The 9,002-nt window shown below is 38.1% G+C and carries 8 protein-coding genes and 1 pseudogene; 2 read left to right on the top strand and 7 right to left on the bottom strand.

Features of this window, described 5'->3' with window-relative positions:
* Positions 1-321: 321 nt before the first annotated feature.
* From RMB03_RS12510 to RMB03_RS12500, 3 genes and pseudogenes are all read right to left on the bottom strand, one after another.
* Positions 322-1,408 (bottom strand): annotated as a pseudogene (locus tag RMB03_RS12510) (DUF6670 family protein).
* Between the two features lie 17 nt (positions 1,409-1,425).
* Positions 1,426-2,259 (bottom strand): CDP-diacylglycerol--serine O-phosphatidyltransferase, encoded by an 834-nt coding sequence (pssA, locus tag RMB03_RS12505; RefSeq protein ID WP_005043810.1) that lies wholly within the window; start codon positions 2,257-2,259, stop codon positions 1,426-1,428.
* Positions 2,260-2,300: 41 nt separating this feature from the next.
* Positions 2,301-3,158, bottom strand: coding sequence for a 23S rRNA (adenine(2030)-N(6))-methyltransferase RlmJ (locus tag RMB03_RS12500; protein WP_003653584.1), 858 nt, complete (start codon positions 3,156-3,158; stop codon positions 2,301-2,303).
* A 117-nt stretch (positions 3,159-3,275) separates the two neighbouring features.
* Here RMB03_RS12500 and RMB03_RS12495 point away from each other — a divergent pair, with 117 nt between their 5' ends.
* Together RMB03_RS12495 and RMB03_RS12490 are read left to right on the top strand one after the other, a co-directional pair.
* Positions 3,276-3,881 carry a 2OG-Fe(II) oxygenase gene (locus tag RMB03_RS12495; RefSeq protein WP_311076437.1) on the top strand — a complete coding sequence of 202 codons (606 nt, stop codon included), beginning with the start codon at positions 3,276-3,278 and terminating at the stop codon, positions 3,879-3,881.
* 67 nt (positions 3,882-3,948) lie between these two features.
* Complete coding sequence (locus RMB03_RS12490) at positions 3,949-4,476, top strand: hypothetical protein (RefSeq protein WP_311076435.1); 528 nt, start codon at positions 3,949-3,951, stop codon at positions 4,474-4,476.
* Between the two features lie 58 nt (positions 4,477-4,534).
* Here RMB03_RS12490 and RMB03_RS12485 read toward each other — a convergent pair whose 3' ends face one another.
* From RMB03_RS12485 to RMB03_RS12470, 4 genes are all read right to left on the bottom strand, one after another.
* A complete protein-coding gene (locus RMB03_RS12485) occupies positions 4,535-4,780 on the bottom strand; it encodes a DUF2789 family protein (RefSeq protein ID WP_003653589.1) in 246 nt (81 codons plus the stop codon).
* A 176-nt stretch (positions 4,781-4,956) separates the two neighbouring features.
* A complete protein-coding gene (locus tag RMB03_RS12480) occupies positions 4,957-5,943 on the bottom strand; it encodes a malate dehydrogenase (protein WP_003653591.1) in 987 nt (328 codons plus the stop codon).
* Between the two features lie 211 nt (positions 5,944-6,154).
* Positions 6,155-6,817 carry a ribonuclease T2 family protein gene (locus tag RMB03_RS12475; RefSeq protein ID WP_003653592.1) on the bottom strand — a complete coding sequence of 221 codons (663 nt, stop codon included), beginning with the start codon at positions 6,815-6,817 and terminating at the stop codon, positions 6,155-6,157.
* Between the two features lie 56 nt (positions 6,818-6,873).
* Positions 6,874-8,817 carry a transglycosylase SLT domain-containing protein gene (locus RMB03_RS12470; protein WP_311076431.1) on the bottom strand — a complete coding sequence of 648 codons (1,944 nt, stop codon included), beginning with the start codon at positions 8,815-8,817 and terminating at the stop codon, positions 6,874-6,876.
* Positions 8,818-9,002: the final 185 nt, after the last annotated feature.

Below are 9,002 nucleotides of genomic sequence, written 5' to 3'. Positions count from 1 at the left end.
CAATCAATCAGTAAAAATCCACACAAGTTGTTCTTCATAATCTCTTAATGATCTTCTTACTGGTTCGTCACCAGCAAGCTAGGTCGGCTATATTACTCTTAATCTCTTAAAAGTCAACAGGTAATTTCGATATTTTTAAAACTTATTCTCAAAACCAACTTCTCATCAAATTTATCACCTAAAGCAACTAACTCAATTCCAAGTAACTGTTTTTCAACAAGTTTCTATCTGCATCACCGCCGATGGATGTGCATTATAGAGGATTAAGATCCCTTTGCAATACCTTTTTTAATATTATTGAAACAACAGTTCGCTTTTTAATCAAAAATGCCCAAAATAGTCATTTTTTATATAAACATGGTTGTAAAAGCATCAATTTATCTAATATTTTTTCGTCCTGATTCTTTTCCTGCCACCTAAGTGGGCGACAATCAATATATTCACAATATCCACCTTCACCTTGTAGACATTGTTCATTCCAACTTAATTGATATTGGAAGCTTCCCACATATCCAGCAGCCAATCCAAACTTGTAGTCGCCACGGCTTTGTGCATAAAGTTCAAAAATAATTTTTCCATTTTTTTTACATTGCCAAGAAAACTCTCTGGGCAAATACATCTCTTTATCATTGGGTGTTCTAACTTTTGGATAAACGCGGTGGATATGTAAATTTACATCTTCAGTAAAGCTTTCAACAGACTTACCAAATTCTTGAATATCTAACCTTGAACATAAGATGATATTCCACTGATTTCTTATTTGTGTAAATGTAAGCTGAGTCGTTTCATTTAAATTAATAATTTGGCATGTATAGAAACATAAAGATAAAAACGGTAAATGTAGAGCCCTTGCATGTTTAAAGCGTCCTAATCCTTCAACTTGATACTTTTGTCCTTTATAAAAAATTTCCCCCTCACATAAACATAAGGTTGACCAATAGTCTGAGACTCCCCACTGTAATGCAGAAGTATTAGAGATATTTTCTGGAATCTGAATAGTAAGATCACATCCCATTTCCGAGTCTAGTCGCTGAAGATGGATCTTTGGGATTTTCCACTCAATCAAATCTGTTTTATCAAACTGATATTGTTTTGAGTCAAACTGGCATTGCCGCCGAATAGAATAAGTTTTTAAATGTCCCACACTATGTTGGCTATTACTTACAAGTACAGTTGCAGTATCGATTGCCGAAGTCGTAATTGAGTGAGTATTATAGCAAAGAGGAATGCGCGGCTGTCCAACCATACTAATGTAATTAAAATAGCGCAGTGGAGCCGGTAGATTTGGAAGGATTAAGCCTTGATAAACAATTTTAAAGAAGCCGCGAGAAGGTTGATAGACCACCCCCTCTTTGGCATTAAGGCCCAGCTGCTGTAATTGATTAATTTGATTCATCAACATAGGCATACCGAACCTCTTCTATTTTATGTTTTTATTGTTTCGTTACTCTTACGTGCAAATAATGTCGTAACAAAACCAGATAGAGCATAGATTATTGAAACGGTCAAAATGCCCATTGGAATATTATAAGTGATTGCTGCAAAAATCAGTACTACTGGCAACATAACTACAAAAGGAACTCTTTTACGGTCCATTTGTTTGAAAGAGTAATATTTGATATTGGAGATCATGAGTAATCCCACAACAACCATAAGAACAGCATTAATGGTTTTAATCGCAATATCACGTAAATCAAAAATGAAAGGATAGTCGCGAGCAACCCACACTAATGAAATAATGATTATGGCAGCCAATGGACTAGCAATTCCGATAAAATAACGCTTATCAACCACACCAATTTGCACATTAAAACGTGCTAAACGGAAAGCTGCACATGCTGTATAAACAAAACAACATGCCAAACCAATACGACCTAAATCATGCAAACTCCAGCTATACATAAGCATTGCTGGAGCTACACCAAAAGCCAATAAGTCTGAAAGTGAGTCATATTGCTCGCCAAAAGCACTTTGTGCACCAATAGCTCGAGCAACTCGGCCATCTAAACCATCGAGTAAAGCTGCAATAAAGATGGCATAAATAGCTTGGGTGAAATCCCCATTCATACTCGCAATGATGGAATAGAAACCAGACAACAAAGCGGCTGTCGTAATTAAGTTAGGCCAAAGATAAATTCCTCGGCGCTTCACTTTTTGTCCTTCCGGATTATCTTCTTCTTCAACCACTTCGAATGTAATCCCATCAAATGAATGTTCATTATGAGTTAAATCTTGCTCTGGTTTAGGCGCATTTGTCATTATTTTCTATTCCAAACATGTGCATTGATTTAAGTTAACTGTTATTCACCTACTAACCAGCGAACAGCAGCATGGCCACCAATTTCTTGCATACGTAGATGCGGGAATAACCACTGTAGGGCTTGGTCGGCTTGTTCAGAGAACTGCCAAGGTGGATTAATCACCAATAGACCACAACCATTTAAGCCTACAGGTGTATCATCTGGCCATACACAGATTTCACAAACCAATTGACGGCGAATACCTGTTTTGAACATTTTCTTTTCAAAACGCTCAATCATCGCTCGGTCTTTAATTGGATACCAAACTGCAAAAACACCTGTTGGCCATTTTTTATAAGCTTGTTGTAAAAGTTCAACTAGTTGCGGAAAGTCTTTACGCTCTAATTCGTAAGGCGGATCAATCATGACCAAACCACGTTTTTCTTTCGGTGGAATAACGCCGAGCAAGCCTTCGTATGCATCACGCTCATGTAAACCTGCACGTTTATCATAAATGTTATGTCGCAATTGCTCAAAAACATCACGTTGCATTTCAAACACGGTTGCTTTATCAATCTCACGCATACCTTGCAAAGCAAACCATGGTGACCCCGGATAACTACCCTTACCTTCTTCAGAACGTAACTGTTCTACTAACTTCAAATATTGCTGGATTGCTTCAGGTGCCTGACGCTTTTCCATTTCAGATATCTGAACTAGTCGATGAATGCCTGTAAGAAACTCTCCAGATTTTTGTGAAGGTGCCAGAGATAAATTATATTTTCCTGCACCTCCATGCGTATCGATATAACGATAAGGTTTATCTTTAGCATTTAAACGGTTGAGAAGCTGTAGCAAAAGCACATGCTTCATAACATCTGCAAAGTTGCCCGCATGGAAATGGTGACGGTAATTCATGTTGACTTTAATTCCTCAATTCAACAAATAGTTTAACATGAAAAAAATATTCTTTCGTAAGGTTGTGATCATCTAAAATAGAGCAGCTTGATATTTTTACGATCTACTCGAGGTTATATGCTCTCTCACCTGCTTCCGGACTCATGGGATCTGGATCAAATTCTGGATGACTTAAATACGCATGGCTTTGCTATTATTAATCAAGCCTATTCGGATCAATATCGCGCGCAAGTCGCCAAAGAGTGTAGCCATCATATTGATGAATTTAGAGAAGCTGGTATTCAAAATGGTGTGGTGAGCAATATTCGTAGTGACCATATTCTCTGGATTAATGATGAGCTCCCTATTGCTCAACGACATGTTGAAACTTTAACTTCATTTTCGCAAAGTCTAAATCAAGCATTCTATTTAGGAATTAAAGAAGTTGAAGCTCATTTTGCCCGTTATAATTTGGGGGAGTTTTATGCTTTACACCGAGACAATCCTCAACAAAAAAATGATCGTATTATCTCAACCGTTTATTATTTACATGCAGAATGGCAAGAAGATTGGGGTGGTCAATTACGACTGCAAGATAAAAATGAGAAATGGCATATTGTTGACCCAGAACCCAATCGACTGGTGATATTTCAAAGCAACTTATTACATGAAGTATTAACTTCAAAGCAACAAAGGCTTTCGATTACAGCTTGGCTTCGTAGCGGAAATTCTATCTGGGTTTAAAAGCTACTCTTTAAATTTGGTAAATGAACCCGATATAAATGCTATTGATCAAGAAGGACTAGGGCGTATGTCTATTGAAAGTAAAACGATTGTGAACAGAATTGGTGAGACAGATCAACTTTATTTGACTGAAAATACGCCTGAACTTGCTTTGGAGCGTGCCGATTTACGCTTGCAACTTGTCATATTAAGTCATGTTCGCCAAGAGCAGCTTCATTTTTTACAAGAAGCGATTGTTTTACTTGAACAAGCTCGTATGGAATATGAAGAGATGCCATTGAGTTTATATCTGAATTTATCTTTGCAGTTGGCTAAGGCTTATATGCTTTATTTTGAATTAAATAAAGAAAAACGTTTTGCGTTGATTACTCAACAAATTTTGAAGCCATTAGCCCATTACGAACATGCAGATATATATTTCTTCTTGGCTTATGCATCAGCAGCGCGAGAAGAGTCAGCACTAACCAGACATTGGTTAACTAAATATTTATCAACAAGTACATGTGATCTAGAATTACCTCACGCACATCCTGTCTTTAATTCAGTTCGCCAAGAACCATGGTATAAAAATTTAGTAAAATCAAAAACGCACTAAATATTTAATTTGCATCGGCCTGTTCTATATCTTATGTAAAACAGGCCTTATTTTTAATTTATCTCTTTACACTATCTTCATGTAGTTGTTCATTCAGCTCATCAATAACCACAATCCATTCATCATCTTTTTCCCAATGGCTTTTTAAAAAATCGCTTTGGCCTTTTGACCAAAAAGAAGCTTCGTGTAGTTTCTGATCAGCCGGCAATTGATGTGTTTTGATAAAGTTTTCAATACTTGCTTCATCCGAATCTAAACCCAACTGATCAAATAAAAGTTCTAAAGTAGGTTGCTGCTCAAACATTGTTATTCTCCTATAACTTGTTTTAAATCATCTATTAACTACTCTAACAATAAAACCTTTTTATATGCATGATAATGTTTATATTTTCTTGTTGTTTTTTGTGTTTCGTTACGAATGATTGAATATAAAAAAGCACTCTAAAAAGAGTGCTTTTTTTAACTTATCAAAAAGATAAATTATTTCAACATGTCAGCAATCGCTGCACGTTCTTCTTCAAGCTCATTTAACGTAAAGTTAATACGTTCACGGCTGAATTCATCAATTTCTAAACCTTGAACGATTTTGTATTCTCCGTTCTCAGTTGTTACAGGGAAACCGAACATAACGCCTTCTGGAATACCATAAGAACCATCAGATGGAATACCCATAGTTACCCATTTGCCGTTTGTACCAAGTGCCCAGTCGCGCATATGATCAATTGCAGCGTTAGCAGCAGAAGCAGCAGAAGACAAACCACGTGCTTCGATAATCGCAGCACCACGTTTACCAACAGTTGGAAGGAACACATCTTTGTTCCATGCCGCATCGTTGATTTTGTCTTTTAAGCTTTCGCCATTTGCCGTTGCAAAACGGTAGTCAGCATACATTGTTGGAGAGTGGTTACCCCAAACTGTTAAGTGTTCGATATCAGCAACTGCAACACCAGCTTTTTGAGCAACTTGAGTCAGCGCACGGTTGTGATCAAGACGCAACATTGCAGTGAAGTTTTTCGCTGGAAGATCTGGAGCAGAGTTCATTGCGATGTAAGCATTTGTATTTGCAGGGTTACCTACAACTAATACTTTAACATCACGACTAGCAACTTCGTTTAATGCTTGACCTTGACCGATGAAAATTTCACCGTTAACTTTTAACAAGTCAGCACGTTCCATACCAGGACCACGTGGACGAGAACCTACCAATAAAGCGTAGTCAGCATCTTTAAATGCAACTTTCGGATCATCAGTCCCGATCATGCCAGCCAATAAAGGGAAAGCACAGTCATCAAGTTCCATCATTACGCCTTTAAGCGCTTGTTGTGCTTTTTCAACTGGAACTTCAAGCAATTGTAAAATAACAGGTTGATCTTTACCTAACATTTCACCGCTTGCGATACGGAATAATAAGCTGTAACCAATTTGACCTGCAGCGCCAGTCACGGCAACACGAACGGGTTGCTTCATGTAATTGTCTCCAATGAGTGTCCTTAATCAGGCTAAATAGGAATTCCATCTAACCAAATCATCATAAACGGCAAAGATTGTACTCTAAAGATGTGGCAGATGCATGTAAAAGCGACTCATTTTCACCAAAAGTCTGATAGAAAATACAAATTAATATTTACAAAAAGATTCAATGCATGGTCAGCATTTTTTTACGAAATGATCGTCATCTTTAGTAACTACCTTTAATCGTGATTTCACCTGGGCAATTCGATACCACATGATTTGCACATTGTTTATATTGGCCTTTTACCGTGTAACACACCTTCACTTCAGTTAAAACAACATCTGAACGCGATAACTGACAACTTAAACGAATACCATTTTGAGGCAAACTCGGATTAAGACGAGTAAATTGCTGTTTTAAGGCTGACTGTTGAACTTCAACATTTGTTGAACTTGTAAGGCTAGCTGGAATTTTTAAACGTTCAGCAAAGTTAATGACTGTCCGGAAATATTGACTTGCATTCATAGGAACACACCCCCCTACACTTTTCCAAAGCTGCACACGGGCATTGTTGTCAGGCATGACCCGAGCTACGACTTTAGATTGTAATGGAGAGAGAGCGGCCGAACTTTCTGTTGAACAATCTGTTTGATTTGTTTCTGGCATGAGGCCTGTAATTGTCAATGAATATCCTTCAAGACATTTACGCTGTTTTTGTTTAGAGGGATCTAATGCACATGCGGCAGGTGTCATTTGTACATGCATAACATACCCCTGTAAATTAACAGGTTCGGCATGTAAAACGGAACTCATCAATCCCACCCCTGCACAGATAAGCCACCATGCAAGTTGCAAAATTGAACGAAGTTCCAAATATCTATATTTCATTTAATTAAAACTTGAATATGCCAATTAAAAGAAGATCCATCATCAACCACCTAAACTTAAGGCGATGTACGCATTGGAATGACTTTCATACGTTGTGATAGCGATTGAGCCCCTTGCCCTAATATTACACCGTAATGTGTTGCATTAGTCATGACATGCTTGACATAGTCTCTGGTTTCTAACAATGGAATTGTCTCTGTATATTGGTCAGCCGAAATTGTTTGAAAGTCCGGTTGCCAACGTCTTGCCCGATTAGGCCCAGCATTATAACCTGCCGTTGCCAAAACTGGATTATTGCTTAACTGCCCTTGAATCATCGACAAATAAAATGTTCCATATCGAATATTGGTATTCATTTCATTTAAGGCCGCTGGATTATAGGTTTCGCCCATTTGACGTGCAATCAACTTCGCCGTATCAGGCATAATTTGCATAAGACCGCCCGCTCCAACATGAGAACGTGCAGAAGTAACAAACCGACTTTCTTGTCGCATTAAACCATAAGCCCACGCTGGATCAATTCCTGCATTGTAACTATGACTTACAACATTAGTCTTATGAGGCGTCACATAGCGGTACGTATCATTATGTTTATTTGTTGTACGATCTGCAGCATAAATTGCACGGTCATACCACCCCATGTCATGAGCACGCTTTGCCGCAGCTAACAACACACCATCATCATGTTGAAGATAAGCTTGTCGAACTGCCCAGTTCCATTCTCGGTTGGTATAGGTTGGATTTGCATTAATACGTCTTAAAGTAAAAGCACGATTAAAGTGAACATTCTGATCTAAACGTCTTAAATCACTTGCTGTTGGCTGATCATCATAGGGTTGATGATTATAACGTTCACCCAAACGATCTTTTGCTAAAAGGTTGTGATAGTCATCACCACTTTCAGCTAATTTTTTATAAATACGTTGTGCAGTATTTTTCGAACTACTATCACCGCGCTGCTCTGTTGCACGAGCAAGCCAATATTGCCAGCGGTCTTCTTGTTTTTGTGTCACGGTCATACTATCAATGGCACGGATTAAACTTTCCCACGCACCAAATCGAATTGCCTGACGCGCATAAATTTCAGCTTCTTCAGGACTTAGAGGATAACCGTAACTTGCATCAAAATATTGAAGAACTTCACGATTGAAATTATTTTTCATGACCGTGGTGCCACCAATATAAGCCACGGTTCGATATAAATACTTTTGTATATTCTCTGGTGTACCTTGAGCGACACGTTGAACATTCGAAAAAGCATTGCTTAAGTCATTATTAGCCAAACGACCTAATGCAAAAATCAAATACGCATAATCTGTATCATTTGTTTTAGGCGCACTCCACAAATAATTGAGTGGATTAGCCTGAATTTGGTTAAGCTGCGCCAACGACAAATTCATTCCCAAAGTCTGTGCGGTAGCAAGGGCCTGCCCTGTTAAACCAGAACGTAACTGCACCCAAAGACGCTGTTGTTTATCTTGCTGACTCATTAATGGACTAGATAACATCAAGCGTCCTAAGCCCACACAAGATTCAGGTTGCGATTCGGTGGCTAACCATACATCTTTATATTCAGCAAAAACTAATGCATCACCAGTTTTCGCTCTCACCTGTGCCAATGCGCAATTTTCGGCCTGATCTGGATTAGTTACATAAGATAGTAAAGGTTGTGCAGATGCGAAGTCAGCTTGTTTAACTTTTTCTTCAACATAATCAGCTGCTAATTTCTCAGCCATTGCTGATTGAGGATAACGTTGGGCAAAACTTACAATCGAAGCTGAAGGTTGAAAGCCAAGATTGGTATTAAGTTTCCAATATTCTGGATAGTATCCCAATACATCATTTTGCATAGCAAGCTGATATTGGTCTAATAATGCTGTATTACCACTATTTGCAGCGTTTAATGCGTCATTAAACTGCTCTTCGGCAGCATAGGTAAATGAACAACCAAGTAAACACATAGCTCCTAACCAGCTACGATGCATATATTTATTTTTCATTACACGACTATGGATTGATGAGCTCTTTCTACTTGGTCTCATAAATGTGTTAAACCCTGACTATTCACCTTCAGAGCATAGTTTAATTAGTCTTCGTGCTTTCTTTTGTTGTGTTATGTAACTCTCTGATTCAACATCATTAAAATTTACATAATTTACTTCAAAAAAACTGTGTCATGTTCTCA

The sequence above is a fragment of the Acinetobacter sp. V91_7 genome, from assembly GCF_031799075.1.
GTDB lineage: Bacteria > Pseudomonadota > Gammaproteobacteria > Pseudomonadales > Moraxellaceae > Acinetobacter > Acinetobacter calcoaceticus.
Note: the sequence above shows the minus strand (reverse complement) of the source record. Positions and strands in the feature narration are given on the sequence as shown.